This window comes from Paenibacillus sp. FSL H7-0716 (assembly GCF_038002705.1).
GTDB lineage: Bacteria > Bacillota > Bacilli > Paenibacillales > Paenibacillaceae > Paenibacillus_AQ > Paenibacillus_AQ odorifer.
Window position 1 is genome coordinate 90,524 of record NZ_JBBODA010000001.1, and the last position, 18,301, is coordinate 108,824.

Genomic DNA, 18,301 nt, shown 5'->3' on the forward strand with positions numbered 1-18,301 from the left:
ATGGCTTTGCCTTGGTTCATTTTCATTACAGTGGCGTTGGTGTTACTACTTGCTGACATTTATAAACGGAATGGCCTGAAAGCGCTTAGTTATTCTCGCTATTTTTCACGTAAGACTGCTTATGAAGGAGAACGTATTGAGATGATCGAGGAGATCGTTAATGCGAAGCTTCTTCCTTTGCCGTGGCTCCGATTGGAGTCTAGTATTGCGAGAGGTCTGGAATTTGGAAGTCAGGATAATCTTGGGATTAGTACGGGTGAAATCTCTCAGAATCATATTAGTTTATTCTATTTAAAATCTTATCGCCATATTAAAAGGCGGCATCAAGTGACATGTGAGCGCCGTGGTTTATATCGTTTGGAATCCGTGACTATGACAACGGGAGATCCATTTGGTTTGACTCGAAAAAACAAAACATATCCACTCGAATTAGAGTTGTTGATCTATCCTGTTCTGCTGAATCTAGACGAGCTTCCATTGCCTATTCATAGCTGGCTGGGTGAGCTTCCTGTGAAAAGATGGATCGTTGAAGACCCTTTTCTGACTGCTGGCATTCGTGAGTATAGCTCAGGAGATTCTATGGGATTGGTAAACTGGAAGGCTACAGCACGTACTGGTGTTATGCAGGTTCATAAAAAAGATTATACTGCTGACTCCCGGCTCATCATCTGTCTGAATATAGAGGATAGTGATTCCATGTGGAGAACGGTGACTGATGTGGAACGAATCGAGCAAGGAATAAGATATGCAGCGACTATAGCTGAATACGCAATGCAGCATGGAATTGAGACCGGATTAATCTGTAATGGTAGGTTGGACGATGCTGGCGAAAGAGATCCAATTGAAGCAGAGCCGATGGCTCAGCTCGAAGATATGTTAGAGCTGCTGGCAAGGCTGAAGCTGGATAGAACACTTCCTATGAGTCGACTATTGGAATTGCAGGTTGAGAGTGGAATTAGTGACACAGACTTTCTAATCATAAGCTGCCATAGGGGAGCAGAATTGCAAAAGGCGACGGATCTCTTAATGCAGCAAGGCAATGGTGTGGAATGGCTGGATATTCCGGAACAAGGGAGAGAGAGTGCATGAAGCTTACGTTGTCTGGCTATGTAAGGGAAACAGTGAAACTCTGGTTGTGGTCTATTATTGAATTGTTGCTATTTCTACCGGTTTGGGTTCTATTTCAGATTTATTTGTTGCCCCAACAAGATGAGCAAATATGGTTGATTGCGCTGCCTATACTAGCTTTAGCGGGCATTCTTTTGCGCAATTTTTGCAATGTAAGATGGAAGCAATTGCTTGCCGCCTTAATCCTCGGAGCATTATTAGGTGCGGTTTCAGGGAGTTTATCCATCGAAAGCCTTCCCTTAGGTGTGGCTGGATTTATATGTACATTCTTAGGGATGACGGTAGACTCTAGAAATAATAGATTCAGAATGTTTTGGATAGGTATAATAATCTATTTTGTAGCTACTATAGCGTTTCATAGAGTTCCTGAATTGGAGCCAAGTGTGCCGTTATTGACCTGGTGTGGCAGTCTGTATTTAATACTGACGTTACTTATTTCTAATAGCAGCTATATACGATACAGCGCACTTACTGAAGAGAATGAAACGCTGCCCAAAGGGATACAACGGAATAATCGTATATATGTCATTGTGATTGGAGTTATTGCAGCTGTACTAGCGGCAGGTGTCGGTAAAGCTATAGGATCATTGGTATGGAGACTCTTACGCTCATTTTTCAATTTTATTAATCAGTTATTTTCTGGCACAAAAGAACCAGAGCCTCCGCCAGCAGAATTGCCGCCAGCAACTCCGATGTTACCACCTGTTGGCGAGCAAAAGCGTGGCTGGCTAGCTATTATACTAGAATACGGGTTTTATATTTTGGCGGCGGTATTATTGGGATTTGTAGCCTATTATGCACTTCGCTGGTTGTACAGAAATGCAGGAGAAAAATGGCGGAAAGCCATAGATGCATTGTTATCGATGTTACGTAGGGAACATACCCCTAAGAATAATACAGCATATCTTGACGAGGAGAAAAGCGTCTTTACTTGGGAACAAACCGTTCGAGGGTTAAAGGATTTCTGGAGCTCCCATCTTCCTTCAAAACATCGTAAGGATCGCTGGGATCAGATGAATGGCGAGCAGGAACGTGTCCGATGGCTTTATCGGCGGTGGCTTAATATAAAGCGCGAAAACGGTTATGAAATGAAAAGTTATCTTACGCCGCAGGAAACAAAAAGGGATGTTTTGCTATGGGGAGATCGTAGCAAGCATAAACGTAAGGGTGATGAAGATTCTTTAGCAGCAGACCAATTGATTGAAGTATATGAAAAAGTTAGATACGGAGAAGACCGGCCTCCCGCTTCTGATATTGCAGCTTTGAAAAATCAACTGAAATTATAAAATCATTTTCAGAATACATGCAAATTGGAACAAATAGGTTACAAAAGATCTATAAGAGTTACAACATGGATACAATTGGAACTGCGCTAACCACTATAATAATTCTAGTAAAATACTCGTGGAGGGAAGTCAATGAGAAAGCATAGCAGTACATATGTTGTTTTACTCTTAAGCACCTTTGTCATAAGCCAGTTGACAGGGCATACCGCTTCGGCTGCGGCAGTTAGTTCTGTTCAGCCAAAATCTGCGGTAGCTGCTGCAACTGTAACAGCTCCTAGTAATCTGGGTTCCGTTTCTTTAGGAGCTAATATCAAAGCTACACTGGAAGATGTGAATATTTGGTCACAGCCTGGAGGCAATATTTTAACTTATACAATTAACTATTCGAATGGCAGCAATAAAAGTGCTAGCCTACTGTATTATTTTTCGAGAGTTATGACCTCTGGCGGCTCTGTCATTCCAGGGAATCCACTAAGTGCGGACGCTACTAAGAAAAAAGTGGGTTCTAACGAAAGCTTGCGCGTTACTTATTATGTTAATGTCGGTCAGGTAAATTCGTTAAAAGGTATCAAGATTCCAATGTACGTTTGGGATTCCAAAACCAAGGGGTATCTCAAGCAAGTAGGAACTTTTAATATACCCGCCAACTATTCGCCAACCGCTGTAAACGGTAAAAATGTAAGCACTACAATGAATGACATTCCGGTTGTTGCTAAAAGTGAATCCTTGGAGCTCTACAAATACAGCGGAAAGGTTTATGCCAAGGTGGGCATAAGCTTGACCAATAAAGGCAGCAAAGTATTAAGTGATCCTGGTTACGCAGCATATTTGGTCTCGGCAGGAGGAAGCTCATATGAATTAGCCCTTGACCGTTCTCAGCTTAGTTATAAAATTCAGCCCCAAGAGAAAAAGACCATTTATTATCTTACAGAAATTCCTTCGTATATGAAGACGGAGAATATGAAACTGCAATTCACCCAAAAGGATGAGGCGCTGAAGCTGGAGATTGCCAAATCCTCGTACAAGCTGCCTGCGGCTACTACACCAAATCTAGTAGTTGGCAAAGGTGTAATCAAGAAAATTACCATCAATAACAATACGGTTGAAACCCAATTAAATAACGCAACCGTATACGCAGAGAACAATAAGGGATTCTGGACTTTTCAGCTGCGAGTGAAGAATACAGGGAAGTCAGCCGTTACGTTACCTTCTTATGAGCTTGCCGTCAAATCCTCAACTGGGACAACCTTTCCGATCAATTCTAAGGGCTTGAGCGGATTAACCATAAAACCGCTGGAGGAAAAAATCATCCCGCTTACCGCACAGGTACCCCTTGAAGTAGAACAGAATTCACTGCAATTGCAGATGATTGAGGCTGTTTCTGCTCCAGATAATAGTGAAACGGGAACTACTGGAGAAGGTGCAGCAACTGGAAGCACTGGTGGAACTAATGTCGTTACGAGCAACACAGCTAAACTAACGGTTCCGGTTGCTTACTTTACGATCTCCTATACCTTGCGTCCTGAGATACAGAAAGGTATGGAATATAGAGCAACAAATGAATATGGGACGTTTACTTATAGTTTAGTTTCCTTGCAGCGTTTTCCATGGAAAGACGATGATATCGTTGTTGCCAGATTAAATATTACGAATACCCAATCGGTTGCCTTGTCTCTGCCGGAATTAAAGGGAGCTGTTCAGGTAGACAATGAGGACATGTCATCTTCAACGGAATTGTTTATGGATAAGGAAACTTCAACGATTGGGCCCGGTAAAAACGCTGAAATCTATGTGTTTGCCAAAATTCCTTATACACAAGAGTTCGATAAATTAAAATTAAATCTTTATTCTATGGTAAAAGAAGAGAAAAGCTCGTTCCTGTCCGTTACTACGAACAGCATGATGAACGCTGTAGCTTCTATTGAAACTGGAGGAAGTTATGTTATCTCTGGTAAAGGCAAAAACGCTAAAGTGCAAGAGAACAAAACCATTATATATGAAGGCCTTAACTCCAATCTCGTATACACAGAGCTGCTTCTGAGCAGTGAAGAGAAAAGACAAAGCAAAATGGCTCGCCTCCAAGCTTATTACAAAACGGGAGATGGTCAGCTATTCGAAGCTACAGCCAATCAGCCGGATACGTCTGCTACTCCAGGCGGTAAGCAATTAATCACCTTCTGGGCGAAGGTTCCCAAGGCTGTTAATGCTTCGGATGTAAGCCTGTTCCTTGGGCCAGGGATTACTGGGAATAAACTGACGGAACCCGGTCAGGAATCCACTGGATTTATTAATATGGCTTCACTGTCATTAAATCCGGTCATCACACCACCTGAGAAGAACTTGACGAAGGTGGCTATTTATCCGTATACCATGTCCGTTCTAAGTTCGGAAGGACGCTCACTACAAGGCAGTGACTCTATAAATATAGTTATGAATTACAATCTTCTTCGTGACAGCAGCTATGATATGGGAACCTTCACGCATAAGCTGGTTCTCAAAATGACGGATCCATATGGTCTATCTCAGGAACGAAGCTTGAACATTGGCACCGATATTCTTGAAGGGACCAACAACTCGTATACAGCAAGCTTTAGCAATAATATGTATAAGAATTTGTCAGGAGGAACCTACCGGATCACGCTGTACGATGAATTCCAAGGCGAACGGATCGAGCTGGCTAGTCAAGCTTATAACATCAAGATTGATAGAGCAGTTGTAACTGAGAAATAGCATTTCATATCTATTATTGTACGAAGAGGAGCAGCTCCAATGTTGCGAGTGGAAAATGTAACGCATTCTTATAAAAACGGTAATGAAACTACAGCAGTGCTTCATCAAATTGACTTTTCTGTGAAAGAGGGGGAGATGGTGGCACTGCTGGGGAGCTCGGGTTCCGGTAAGTCAACGATGCTCAATCTGATGGCAGGACTAATGAAACCTACTGAAGGCCATATTTATATTGCCGATCAAGATATCGTGAAGATGAGTGAGAATAAGCTATCGGAATTTCGCAGAAAAAATATCGGGTTTATCTTTCAAGCTTATGAGCTGATTACTAGCATGACAGTCCGTGAAAATGTAGAGCTGCCGCTGGTTTTTCAATCCGTTGCACCCTCTATACGTAAACAAAAAGCTTTAGAATTGTTGGAAGGAGTCGGCATTCCTGATAAAGCCGACTTGTTCCCTTCCCAGCTGTCTGGCGGACAGCAGCAGCGTGTCAGTATTGCACGCTCCTTGATTACGGAACCATCTGTTATTTTTGCAGATGAACCAACCGGAAACCTAGATTCGAAGACAGAAGAAGAAATTATCAATATCCTGCTTAACCTGAACAAGAAGATGAAGACCACCTTCATAGTTGTAACTCACGAGCTAAAAGTCGCGGAGCAAATGCAGCGGATATTCACACTTCGGGACGGATATATGATTACTGAAAACCAAACTTCTTCGAATACTGAACTCGAAGGGGGTATACTCATTGAGGATAAGTGATATTTCTCGCTTGGCTTGGGAACAGGTCAAACGGCGGAAAGTTGTCACAGGTCTTTGTATGGCTGGCATATCCATTGGATGTGCTGCAATCATAGTTGCATTAAGTATAGGAGACTCCGCACAGAGCTACACGGAGCGGGAAATCAACCGCAATTTCAAAATGGATGAAATTACGGTGTCTCCCAACGGAGGTATACCCTCCCAAGGAGGAGGCAGCGGTGGCAGCGGATCGTCTGCGGCCAATGAAAAGCTTGATCCCGGCAGGCTGACGGCGCAGAAGCTGGAAATTATTAAAGGCTTGCGGCATGTAACTGCAGCAGCTCCCTTTCAAGAGCTAGGGTACATACAGATGTTGACTATCGATAATAAAATAACGGATGTACAGCTTATTGGAACGGATCTACGCTTGTTAACGAAATATGATAAGAAATTCAAACAAGGCGGACCTTCTGATTTGGTAGGAATGGCTGTACTGAACTATGGTGCAACCGTTGGACTGATTGATAATGAAACCCGGCAGCGTCTTTTTGAACAATTGAGTACAGATCCATATAACAATAAGTTGATGGAACAGTACAACAGCTTAAGCATGCTACCAACAGATATGTATAAGCAACAGGTTCAATTACAATCTTTTGATCCCGCCTCTCAAACCGGAGGGATGTTAGTTAGCTCACCGATTCAAGTGGTGGGAATCCTCGACAACCCGAGTGGAACGAACGAAAATATGGCTATGTACGACAAGAAGATCTATGTGTCTCTAGAGACTGGCGAGCGGCTTGTAGAACAAATGAAGCTATCGAGTGGAACCGCTGGGCAAAAGGGTGTCTATAACTCAGCAATTGTAAAGGTAGACAGCACTGAGAATATCGTGGAACTAGAGAAGCTTATTCAGAAACTTACCTTAACAACAAGCACAAATTTGTATCAAAAAGAGGCACTCGCTGATACCTTCAGCATGGTCAAGAAAGCAGCTCTCGGTATAGGTGTATTTATTCTGATTATTGCTTCAATCTCCATTATCGTTGCGATGACTATGTCCACTCATCAACGACGACGGCAGATCGGTATTATGAAAGTGTTGGGCGCCAACATGGGCCAGATCCGCAATATGTTCATTACAGAAGCGGCATTGCTCGGGATGTTGGGCGGCTTGCTCGGCATAGCCTTTTCATACTTGATTGTATTAGGAATTAATAAGCTCATCGGTAACTCTTCAGGAATGGGTGGAGGCGAGCCTTTGGTGATTTATATTCCTCTGATGACTCTTCCGGTAGGGATCGCATTTGCGGTAATGACAGGGGTATTATCGGGTATTTATCCGGCGATCAGTGCATCCAGAACGAATGCACTCACGGCGATTAAACGGGATTAGCTATTTTTAAGTTGAAAGGAAGCCAAAGTGATGAAGAGGAGAATCAAGTGGATTGTATTGGTACTGATTATAATTGCAGCAGGTTATTTTCTATATAGTAAGATGTATAAGCCTGAAGCGCAGTTAGAGCCTGTTGAACCCCCACAAGCCATAACTTTTGAGGTCACACAGGAGACCATTACCAATTCCATACAGGTTAAAGGTAATTCTAATTATGAGAAAGAAACGCTTGTTTATGCTCCATATGCTTCAAAGGTGACAAAGTGGAAGGTTGAGAACGGTGGACAGGTCAAAAAAGGTGACTTACTGTTTACTCTCGATCAGGAAGCCTTGAAGAATGAGATTGCTACACAAGAGGCGACCATCCGTAAAGCAAAGCTGGAAGCAGAGCTGAATGCATTTGTGAGCCAGCAAGACGAGGAGAATGCAGCCCTTGGTGCGACTGAAGCAGAACGGATTAAAGCACTCACAGCTCAAGAAGCAACAAGGCTAGGGGACGAGCTTAATCAGGTCAATGCCGAAATACAGGCACGTGAATTAACAGAGAAAAAAGCCAAACTCAAAACAGCACTTTATTATGCTCCGGCAACCGGCATTTTCTTATTTGACAGTGCAAGCGAAATTCCGCAAACAGTGACAGATAATCAATATATCGGAAAAATAGTAGATATGAACAAGCTAGAATTCATTGCTCTTGTAGGTGAACAAGACGTTTTCCGTATAAAGACAGGCATGAAGGTCGACGTAAAAATGACAGCTATAAAAGATTTGAAGTTATCTGGAGAAGTTACGAAGGTAGCGAAATTTGCGAAGACTGCTTCAGGTCAGAATGCCACTGCCAGTTCTGTTCCTCAATTCGAAGTGGTTATCACGCTGCAGCCTGACGAGCATTTGATTGGTGGCTTAAGCTTAAACGGAGAAATTGAAACAGTTCGCAAAGAAAATGCCACCGTTGTATCCAGCATAGCTGTAATGCATGAAGGAGACCTCTCCTACGTTATGCTGGATAAAGGGGACGGGCAATATGAACGAAAAGACATCGAAGTGGGTCTGGAAACAACGGACAAAACAGAGGTTCTCTCTGGGTTGAAGGTTGGAGATGTTGTTGTTCTTCAGTAAAAATGACTAACGCTTAGAGTTACTTCTTAATCGTTTGACGCCAAACGTTAATATCTTTATTAAGATCGGTAAGATCAGGAACCGGGATTTGCTCATCGGAAAGGTTATATTTGGCTTTTAAGGCTAAGATCCGATAGACGCTTTCATCAATCCGTGTTTCTTGAATCTTACCGTTTTTTACGTTTTGTAGGAGGGACTCCATGACCCGTTTTTCATTATCATAGCCATGAGCGACAAGGAGAATATCACTACCTGCATTCACAGTATCTACTGCTGCTGTGGCCAGATCGTAGTTCTTCATAATGGCTCCCATGGTTAGATCATCAGTAATTACGATTCCTTGGTAGCCCATTTCATCTCGAAGCTGTTCACCAATAATGGTACGCGATAAGGATGCGGGTTTGTCTGGATCTAATTTTGGAAACAAAATATGAGCGACCATTACGGCGTCCGTCCCCTCTTTAATGGCTGCTTGGAAGGGGAGCCATTCTAATTCGGCTAGCTGACCGGCTGTTTTGTTCACAATCGGCAGATCCAGATGGGAGTCGACAGAAGTATCTCCATGTCCTGGAAAATGCTTGACAACAGGAATGACACCTTCACTCTCAATTCCCTTCATTTCGGCAATCCCTAGTGCAATGATTTGGCCAGCAGCATTGCCGAACGACCGGTCTCCGATGACTGGATTGTCTGGATTGCTATTGATATCGAGAACGGGAGCGAAGTTCATATTAAATCCTGCTGAACGTACTTCTCTTGCGAGCAGCTTTCCCATTTTCTCGGCAGCGGCAGGATCATTACTTGCACCCACTATTCCGTTAGAAGGGAATGTAGCATATTCTTTAGGCATCCTGCTGACTTTTCCACCCTCCTGATCAACACTCATGAATAGTGGGGAAGGGTTGCCAGTGTTACTCTTTTTCATAGAATTGATAAGACTGATCATCCCTTTCAGACTTTTAATATTGTCCTTATAGAGGATGATTCCACCTATTTTGTCTTCGGTAATCATCTTTTTAGCTTGCTCATCAAGGACAGTTCCATCAATTCCAACTAGGAGCATTTGTCCGATTTTTTCTTCCAAAGTCATCTCAGCAACCTGAAGAGCAATTGGATCGCTGACTGCTGAGGGGGTGGGAGCCAAGCTGGTGGTTGGTGCAGGTGTGGATTGGGAGGCCGGTGAATCGGTAGCTTCGGACTGTGAATTATTGCTGCTATTAGAACAGCCAGCTATGAGGAACAGTGACACCATAGCTGCAATAATGAAGAGTGTACCGGAAATTTTAGGCTTTAGGCTGTGACGGGTGAATCTAATCATCTGAATAGTCGTCCTTTCGTTAGCTAAAATAGATATTGGGAGAGGAATCCTTGCTGACTTAGAAGCACGGTGATAAGATAAACTTAAATATTTACATATTAAATTTGAATAATGAGGTGACGGTCCAATGAAAGATGGATTAGTACAAGCACTTAATGAACAGATGAATTTCGAGTTTTATTCCGCTCATGTTTATCTAGCGATGGCTGCTTATTGTTCCGGCGAAAGTCTGGATGGTTTTGCAAACTTTTTTCTAATTCAAGCCGAAGAAGAACGGTTCCATGCCATGAAGATTTATAAATTCCTTAACGACCGGGATAACCGTGCTACGCTAGAAGCACTACCAGAGCCGAAGAACGAATATAACTCGATGTTAGATGCTTTTGAACATGCCTTCGCGCATGAACAGCAGAACACTAAACGCTTCTATCATTTGGCTGACCTTGCTCTGGATGAGCGTGAACACGCGACGATTTATTTCTTGAAATGGTTTATTGACGAGCAAGTAGAAGAAGAGGCACTCTTTAGCAACATCATCAGTAAACTGAAACGAATTGATAAAGATAGCAACGCCTTCTACATGCTGGATGCCGAGTTTGCTGCACGTACTTTTACAGCTCCGGCTGAATAAGTTATTGAAGCCCAAAAGCCTGAGAAATCAGGCTTTTTTATTTTATAGATGCAGGAAGCTTAATCGCGAGCAGCTTATTATCCGTCCGAATCATCAGCATCCCTCCAGTTTTAAGGGAAGGGGAAAAGTTACGAGAGCCTGTGTTCACAGTGAAAATAGGCTTTAGTGTTAACATGTCATAAGCGTGAAATAGGCCATCAGATTGTCCACTATAAACCACGTTTCCGAACAGATCCGTCTGTACCACCGGATTCTCTCCAATATTGAGGTCGACAAGCTGTCCGGTTCCTAACTTAAGTGCGGATAAAGTACCTTTATCTTGATTTTGAAATAACATTCTTTGTTGATAAACTTGGTTCAATGGAAAGTCTTTTTCTTTAACCATCGAGGCCCAGGTTTGCACCGGTTTACCTTCTGCAGAATAATTCCAGAAATCATATTTCACAAACTTACTGCCCTGAAAGATGTAAAAGTCCTTTCCATCCAAAAACGCGTTTCCATTCATCCCATTATAACTATACACACCATCTTTATTCTCGGTATCTGTCCATGTATATAAACGTTCTCCTTTTAATTCACCTGTCTTTATGTTGAACACGGATACTTTGACTTTTCGATTTACCGGGTCATCATCCATCATAAATGTATTCGTGATAGAGTAGAGGAGCCCATCCTTCACTGCTAACGGCATCGCTTGCCGGGTCTGGTCCCATAGCTTTTTTCCAGTCAGACTGTCATAAGCAGCCAGTCCAGCAGTTGTTAAGGCTCCTTGAGACAGATAGCTGCGAATAATGACCCCATCTGATTCCATGACCTCTGATAAGCCTGTAAAGTTATTGCTTTTCTCTACAGCCTTCCATTTGATCTTTCCGGTTACGGCGTCAACTGCTGCTAATTGTTCCTCTTGAGTAACATATATAGTAGATCCTAAACGTTGTATATTTGTAGCTTTCGGGAGTGTTATGGAAGCCGACCATGCTTTTTTACCTGCCTCATTAACGGCATATAGGGAGCCGCTTTGGGTCAGACCGTAGATAAATCCATTGCTGTATGTGAATAGTGGCGCTAATCCACTTCCGAACTCCCATAATTTTTTGCCTGTTGCCGCATTCATTGCAGTTAATTTTTCATTGCGCTGCAACGCAAAGATCTTCCCGTTTTCCGCGAGTGCTGTAATGTCCTGTCCGGTGATTCTGTCTTTTTTTAAAATGGCGAGTTGTGCTGACCAAACAGGTTTTAGGATCGGGGCTGTGACTTCACTGTAATAAGTGTTACTTAGGCTTACAACTGCTTTTTCTGCGGAAATGACTGACATTGATCCACTGTTTGTTATTGGAATTAAAATACTGCCTATAGCTAAACATGTAACAATTTTTTTCGGCAAAGACTGAATCATCACTCCACGCTCCTTTGAATTTGTCATTACTATAATTAGACAATAAAAATAGCAAAAAGTTACTATTCGAGAAGAATGGAAGCAAAGTTGAACGAGGGCAAACTATGTTACGTCCTGCAAAACAGTTTTGACCTTGCAACTCTATTTGACAGAGGGAACTATTGCGCCCCGTAGCAACACTGTTTCTCTAGACCCACCCGATTCTCAAAGTGTAGTATAGAACAATACTATTCTTTGGGGGTTCTTTTTTTGGAAACTTATAACGACATTAAACAAGGCGAAAAAGGAGCTTGGCTAAGCATCGTTGCATATATCTTTTTATCAGCTATCAAGCTGTTCATAGGTACGGTCTCAGGATCTCAAGCGTTGCTTGCAGATGGATTGAATAACAGTACAGATATTATTGCTTCTATCGCGGTACTAATTGGCCTGAAGATTTCCAGAAGACCGCCGGATTCGAACCACAGCTACGGGCATTTTAGAGCGGAGACCGTGGCTTCATTAATTGCTTCATTCATTATGATTGCGGTAGGGCTTCAAGTTTTGTACCAAGCTGTGAACAAATTTATTCAACCAGCACTGGAAAGTCCTGATCTCATAGCGGCGTGGACGGCAGTGGGCTGTGCTGTAGTTATGATGGCTGTCTATATGTATAATATTAGGCTGGCCCGTGCCATTAACAGTAACGCAATGCGGGCAGTAGCACTGGATAATCGATCAGATGCTATAGTTAGCGTGGGCGCTTTTATCGGAATTGTGGCTTCCTCCTTGGGCGTTCCTTGGCTTGACCCGCTTACAGCCATCATTGTCGGACTAATCATTTGTAAGACGGCATGGGATATCTTTAGCAAAGCTACGCATGATCTAACGGACGGATTTGATGCGGAAGAGCTTGAACATATGAAAGAAACTGTGGCAGAAATCGATGGTGTACAATCCATAAAAGATATCAAAGCCCGTATCCATGGGAATAACGTATTAGTTGACACAACTGTGCTAGTGGATTCTCAGCTAAGTGTGGTGCAGAGCCATGATATTACGGAAGAAATTGAAGAGCAGTTAAAAGACCGGCACCAAGTTTCCAATGTACTTGTACATATCGAACCCGTGATGAAGTAGAAATTAATCAGTTGGTGCCATATGTACTGCTAAAGGTTGAATATAGGCACCTGTGATGTTGTTAATAGTTCTTTTGTGGAGAAAGGTGGAAAATAAAATTGAAATGTAATTTTCAAGAAACGGAATGGTGATTTCATGATCGCTTGGAAAGATTCATATGATATCGGTGTAGAGAAAATTGACTGCCAGCACAGACAGTTGCTAGCGAAATTGAACGAGTTTTTTGAAGCATGCAGTAATCAGCAAGGGAAAGAAAAGATCGAGGAAACGCTGAAATTCTTAAAAGAATACACGATTGAACATTTCAGTAATGAAGAGCAACTGATGGAGGAGATCAACTTCCCTGAACTAGCTGAACATCGTCAGACGCATGCTGATTTCGTGAAGGCTGTTCTCGAATTGGAAGAAACGGTCAAAACAAAGGGAGTATCCGTACTCTCAACCATCAAGCTTAATCGAACGTTAACAGACTGGCTGATAAATCACATCAATAAATGTGATAAGCTGATTGGTCAATGTATGGCCACACGTGATAAAGCGATATAAGATAAACTTCCAAAGAAGATGCCGATGGGCATTTTCTTTTTTTAGTTCCGATGTTTTCCGAACACCGCATTGCAGTTTATACTGGGTTAACGGTTTGTGTTATGATTTGAGATAAGAAGTAGAGAAGTAGTAAGGTAAAGGGGAGAGAAACGATGAAAACATTACGAATGTTAGCTTCAGGATTTGCTATGCTGCTCATTCTGGGTCTTGTTAATTTCTACATTGGCTATCACGGCTGGTTACTTATTCATGAGTGGTTTTCAGGTGTTTCGTCAGCAGTATTCTGGACATTATTTATGCTCATCGCTTTTGCGTATGTCATTGGAATGATCCCATGGCCAAAGTCGGTTAAACCGATCGCCAGATTCTTTAAAGTGATTGGATCGTATTATCTAGCCTGTATGGAATTTGCTATCATTACGTTACCTTTGGCAGACCTATTATATGTGATACTGGGATGGTCGGGAATCGATCGTACCTATTACATCGCAGAAGCGGGCGGGACAATTCTGATATTACTGGCAGTTTTTCTGGTCTGGGGTTCAATCAACGCCTGGAGTACCGTGATCCGCACACATTCCATTCCTATTGATAAATCTATTGGCACCAGCACGCCGTTAACGATCGCGGTTGCTTCAGACCTGCACTTAGGGAATATCGTGGGCAATCGTCATCTCAAAAAAATGGTGTCACAAATGAACGCTATGCAACCCGATGTGATTTTGCTGGCTGGAGATGTCTTGGATGACAGCATTGAACCTTTTATCCGCAATAGTATGAGTGAACAGATTAAACAGTTAAAAGCTCGTTATGGTGTCTACGCAGTACTGGGCAATCACGAATATTATGGTGGATCCATTAAGGAATATACCGATTTGATGAGTAGTATTGGGATCAAGGTCCTGCAAGATGAGGTTGAAGAAGTCGCAGGAACCTATATTGTAGGCCGAAAAGACAAGACAGCCGAGGCGATGGAAGCTGGTGGCAGACAAAGTGTAAGCACCTTGCTCGAAGGACTTGATCTTACACGTCCTGTGATTATGATGGATCATCAGCCTACAGGATTCGACGTAGCCGCTCAAGCTGGGGTAGACGTTCTACTCTCTGGTCATACGCACCGAGGACAGATTGCTCCTAATCACTGGATCACTAAACGTTTGTTCGAGCTGGACTGGGGATATCTTCGTAAGGACAATTTGCATGTAGTGGTGTCGTCAGGATATGGAACATGGGGACCCCCAATTCGTTTAGCTAGCCGGTCGGAGATCATTAAGCTGGAGGTTATGCTGGAGGATTCTAAAAAATACAGTGAAGAGCCTGTTTCCACAAAAACGGTGTTAATCTAAGGTGAGTTTATTTAGAGGCTGTTTCATCAGCAGATTTATCTGCTAGGTGAGGCGGCTTCTTTTTTTTTGACAACTCATGGGGATTATAGTATGTTTAAAATTAGTTAAGGACTTAACTATATTGGAGCTGAATTATAGAATATGGATCATTTACAACAGTTTGTGCTGAATCAGCCATTGCATACCAAAGCATTTTTTACATTAGTTGAAGCTACTGCAAATTTAGTTTCTGTTTCTGAGAAATATTGGCAGTCGAAAGGATTGAACGGAGCAAGAATTCGTATCTTGGTGGAGATCTCTAAACATGGAGGTGCGATTTTACCTTCTACATTGGCTCAAATTATTGGAGTTACCAAAGCTAATATAAGCATGCTGTTAACACCATTGGAGCGAGATGGATTAATAACCCGTTCGAATGATACAAAGGATGGCAGAAAAAGCGTCATTTCGATTACAAGTGAAGGCCAGCAATTACTTCTGGAGCATCTTCCAGAGAATCGTCAGGCTGTCGCAGAGAGAATGCAGAACCTGAATGATCAGGAGCTACACCAACTTATCTTTTTATTACAAAAACTCAGTACATTCGAATAACAGAAAGGGTGTTATGTATGTCGATTATGGTTACAGGAGCCACAGGTCAATTAGGCAGCTTAATTATGGAGGACCTTGAGAAGTATGTTCCGGCTAGTCAAGTTATTGCTTGTGTTCGTCAGCGAGAGAAAGCTGCTAATTATTTAGAAAAAGGGTTCGAAGTCCGTTTTGGCGATTATGACCAGTTGGATTCGTTAATTGAAGCTTTTACAGGGGTCACAACATTACTTTTAATCTCCAGCTCTCATACCGATGATAAGATCAGATTAAATCAGCATGCTCAGGTCATTCATGCAGCAAAAAAAGCCGATGTGAAACATCTGCTTTATACTGGATTTGCCTTTCCCCCCAAAGGTCCGATTCCTTCTTATCATATTCATTTACTAACTGAGCAGTTGATTCTTGAATCAGGGATAGCTTATACGTTTCTGCGTAACGCTTTGTATATAGATTTTGTGGGTGTGCTTGGGTTGAAGGAAGCGATGGAAAGCGGCGAGCTACCCACTTATCCAGGGAACTGGCAGTTTAATTCTGTCACTCGTGAGGACCTCGCTTTAGCTACGGCAAAGGTTCTTACAACGAGTGGACATGAGAACCAAGTCTACGAACTAGCCGCACCTAACGTTTGGGACTTTAATGACTTAGTTGATGTATTATCAGAGTTATCAGGGAAAAGAATTACGTATCGCCAGGATTCAAGTATTCAGCATTGGATATATTCGTTTCTTGCGAAGATAGATACTGCTTCTACATCAAAAGATCTGGAGAGACTGATGGAGCGGCCGGTTACCACACTTAGAGAGAGTATCAAGCCTTTTGTTTGATCTGACTTTAGTTGTTCTATCGTTATAAAGTTGTTACTATGAGTTCATCCATTATTCAGGGAGTGTAAATGATGAAGAAGATTTTAGTAGCAGATGACGATGTGAATATTCGAACATTATTAAAACATGTACTAACAAGGGAAGGATATCAGGTGATGGAAGCCAGTGATGGCCGAGATGCGATACATAAATTGCAGGACAGTATTGCGGATTTAGCGGTCGTAGATGTAATGATGCCACATGTAGATGGGTTAGAGCTATGTCAGCATATTAGAGAAACGTATGATATTCCGATCATTTTATTGACAGCACGCCAGCAGCTGAGTGATAAAGAGCAAGGTTATTTGCGGGGGACGGATGATTATGTAACGAAACCTTTTGAGCCTGAAGAGTTGCTGTTCCGGATCAAAGCGTTATTTCGCCGCTATTCCATTGCTTCAGATGATCGGATTCGATTAAATTCTCTAGTCATTGACCGCAAAAATTATGAAATAACCGATGGTGATGAGGTTCTGCTGCTGCCGGTAAAAGAGTTTGAGCTTCTGGCCCAACTCGCACAATATCCAGGCAGGTTATATACACGTAGTGAGTTAATTGAACTGGTATGGGGCATGGATTATGAAGGTGATGAGCGAACAGTCGATGTACATATCAAACGTTTGCGTCAACGCTTCATAGATTATCAGGAGGATTTTGTGATCCGAACCGTTCGAGGCATTGGTTATAAATTGGAGATGGTTAACGTATGAGATCCTTGTATGTCCGGATGTGTATTGTCTTCTGTTCAGTAATTGTGGTAAGTAGCCTTCTTGGATTTTTGGTGTCTAATATCTACTATCAAGCCCAGATTAAATCTCAGAACGATGCCAAACTTACCGGAATGGCTATCGAGGTTCAACAATTCGCAGAATCACATCCGGAAACGATGGAGGATTATTTGCGGAGTATAGCCAAGCTAGGTTATAAAATCTATTTAACAGATGCTGAAGGGGAATCAAGATTCTACGGTAAGCCCTTTAGAAAAGAAGATTTGGATGAGCAGCAACTAGAGAAGGTTCTGAATGGGCAAATTTATCATGGGGTCGCGGATTTCCCGGACAGTGCATTTATTACCGGATTTTTTGATAATCAACTGCGTAATTCAATTGGTGTTCCTGTAAAAGTAAACAATGAGACGTATGCTTTGTTTATGCGTCCGGATGCTGAAGTACAGTTCGGTGAGCTCCGCGTCTTTTTCGCTGTGATCATTGGGTTCACCGTGTTGTTTAGCTTAGGCTTTGTAATGATTAGCGTACTGCATGTAGTTAGACCTATTACACGTTTGACGACGGCCACTAAACGGATCTCAAAAGGCAGATACGATATCAAATTGAATACGTGGCGGCGTGATGAGATTGGTCAGTTAGCTTCCCATTTTATGATTATGAGCCGGGAGCTGGAACGAACAAATCGGGCACGTCAGGAATTTGTCGCTAATGTATCGCATGAAATTGAGTCGCCATTAACATCTATTCAGGGATTTGCCCAAGCGTTACAAGATTCAACCTTACCTGAGGATGAACGGTTACAGTATCTCAATATTATTGACCAAGAAAGCCATCGCCTTTCCTTGCTAAGCAAACAGCTGCTTACCTTGTCTTCGCTTGATTATGATCCTAATTCCATACAGAAAAAGTCGACAGACTTGCGTGCACAACTAAGACAGGTCGTACAAATCATGGAATGGAGATTAACAGAGAAACAACTGGCCGTGCGTTTGAATCTTGCTGACATCAGCGTTCTAGGGGATTCAAATCTATTGTTCCAGGTATGGATGAACCTGCTCTCCAATGCCATAAAATACACACCTGCTGAGGGTTCCATTATGATTTCCGCGAAGCTTGTGGAACAGAACTGTATTGTTTCTGTGTCTGATACTGGTGAAGGTATTTCAGCCGAGGAGTTACCGTTAATCTTCGATCGTTTCTATAAAGTAGATCGAGCACGAACGCATGAAACCCATAGCAGCGGACTTGGACTTGCGATTTCTCAAAAAATCGTAGAAGCGCATAACGGAACCATTGAAGTAACCAGTACTTTGGGTGAAGGGACTACCTTTACAGTTACACTTCCGCTTTTGTAATTCATTAT

At 42.4% G+C, this 18,301-nt stretch carries 16 protein-coding genes; 14 read left to right on the plus strand and 2 right to left on the minus strand.

The annotated features are described in order from the left end of the window. The 6 genes from MHH60_RS00490 (at position 1) to MHH60_RS00515 (ending at position 8,400) form a co-directional block, all read left to right on the plus strand. Positions 1 to 1,089, plus strand: coding sequence for a DUF58 domain-containing protein (locus tag MHH60_RS00490; RefSeq protein WP_076135091.1), 1,089 nt, complete (start codon positions 1 to 3; stop codon positions 1,087 to 1,089). After that, positions 1,086 to 2,414, plus strand: coding sequence for a hypothetical protein (locus tag MHH60_RS00495; RefSeq protein ID WP_076135089.1), 1,329 nt, complete (start codon positions 1,086 to 1,088; stop codon positions 2,412 to 2,414). The genes MHH60_RS00490 and MHH60_RS00495 overlap by 4 nt, the downstream gene beginning before the upstream one ends. A gap of 132 nt (positions 2,415 to 2,546) precedes the next feature. Continuing rightward, positions 2,547 to 5,144 (plus strand): hypothetical protein, encoded by a 2,598-nt coding sequence (locus MHH60_RS00500; protein ID WP_081388974.1) that lies wholly within the window; start codon positions 2,547 to 2,549, stop codon positions 5,142 to 5,144. Between the two features lie 39 nt (positions 5,145 to 5,183). Further along, positions 5,184 to 5,906, plus strand: a complete 723-nt coding sequence (locus MHH60_RS00505) for an ABC transporter ATP-binding protein (protein ID WP_076135087.1) — start codon at positions 5,184 to 5,186, stop codon at positions 5,904 to 5,906. Beyond that, complete coding sequence (locus tag MHH60_RS00510; RefSeq protein WP_076135085.1) at positions 5,893 to 7,281, plus strand: ABC transporter permease; 1,389 nt, start codon at positions 5,893 to 5,895, stop codon at positions 7,279 to 7,281. Before MHH60_RS00505 ends, MHH60_RS00510 begins: the two co-directional genes overlap by 14 nt. A 30-nt stretch (positions 7,282 to 7,311) precedes the next feature. Beyond that, on the plus strand, positions 7,312 to 8,400 hold the full coding sequence (locus tag MHH60_RS00515; protein ID WP_076129326.1) for an efflux RND transporter periplasmic adaptor subunit: 1,089 nt from the start codon (positions 7,312 to 7,314) through the stop codon (positions 8,398 to 8,400). Between the two features lie 19 nt (positions 8,401 to 8,419). On the opposite strand, the gene nagZ is transcribed toward MHH60_RS00515, so the two are convergent. Next, complete coding sequence (gene nagZ / locus MHH60_RS00520) at positions 8,420 to 9,718, minus strand: beta-N-acetylhexosaminidase (protein WP_076135083.1); 1,299 nt, start codon at positions 9,716 to 9,718, stop codon at positions 8,420 to 8,422. Between the two features lie 127 nt (positions 9,719 to 9,845). Between nagZ and MHH60_RS00525 the strand changes: the two genes are divergently transcribed. After that, positions 9,846 to 10,349, plus strand: a complete 504-nt coding sequence (locus MHH60_RS00525; protein WP_036678216.1) for a ferritin — start codon at positions 9,846 to 9,848, stop codon at positions 10,347 to 10,349. A 37-nt stretch (positions 10,350 to 10,386) separates the two neighbouring features. Here MHH60_RS00525 and MHH60_RS00530 read toward each other — a convergent pair whose 3' ends face one another. Next, entirely contained in the window at positions 10,387 to 11,745 is a 1,359-nt protein-coding gene (locus MHH60_RS00530; RefSeq protein WP_076135081.1) for an outer membrane protein assembly factor BamB family protein, read from the minus strand. 249 nt (positions 11,746 to 11,994) lie between these two features. On the opposite strand from MHH60_RS00530, the gene MHH60_RS00535 reads away from it, so the two are divergent. The 7 genes from MHH60_RS00535 to MHH60_RS00565 all read left to right on the plus strand — a co-directional run bounded on the left by MHH60_RS00535 (position 11,995) and on the right by MHH60_RS00565 (position 18,293). Continuing rightward, complete coding sequence (locus MHH60_RS00535; protein ID WP_076129330.1) at positions 11,995 to 12,864, plus strand: cation diffusion facilitator family transporter; 870 nt, start codon at positions 11,995 to 11,997, stop codon at positions 12,862 to 12,864. 135 nt (positions 12,865 to 12,999) lie between these two features. Continuing rightward, a complete protein-coding gene (locus MHH60_RS00540; RefSeq protein ID WP_051491008.1) occupies positions 13,000 to 13,410 on the plus strand; it encodes a bacteriohemerythrin in 411 nt (136 codons plus the stop codon). 152 nt (positions 13,411 to 13,562) lie between these two features. After that, positions 13,563 to 14,756, plus strand: coding sequence for a metallophosphoesterase (locus tag MHH60_RS00545; RefSeq protein ID WP_076135079.1), 1,194 nt, complete (start codon positions 13,563 to 13,565; stop codon positions 14,754 to 14,756). A 141-nt stretch (positions 14,757 to 14,897) separates the two neighbouring features. Next, positions 14,898 to 15,347 (plus strand): MarR family winged helix-turn-helix transcriptional regulator, encoded by a 450-nt coding sequence (locus MHH60_RS00550; protein ID WP_076135077.1) that lies wholly within the window; start codon positions 14,898 to 14,900, stop codon positions 15,345 to 15,347. A gap of 17 nt (positions 15,348 to 15,364) precedes the next feature. After that, on the plus strand, positions 15,365 to 16,171 hold the full coding sequence (locus MHH60_RS00555; RefSeq protein WP_076135076.1) for an NmrA family NAD(P)-binding protein: 807 nt from the start codon (positions 15,365 to 15,367) through the stop codon (positions 16,169 to 16,171). Between the two features lie 71 nt (positions 16,172 to 16,242). Next, on the plus strand, positions 16,243 to 16,920 hold the full coding sequence (locus MHH60_RS00560; RefSeq protein WP_076105601.1) for a response regulator transcription factor: 678 nt from the start codon (positions 16,243 to 16,245) through the stop codon (positions 16,918 to 16,920). Then, positions 16,917 to 18,293, plus strand: coding sequence for a sensor histidine kinase (locus tag MHH60_RS00565; RefSeq protein WP_076135074.1), 1,377 nt, complete (start codon positions 16,917 to 16,919; stop codon positions 18,291 to 18,293). Before MHH60_RS00560 ends, MHH60_RS00565 begins: the two co-directional genes overlap by 4 nt. Positions 18,294 to 18,301 lie beyond the last annotated feature (8 nt).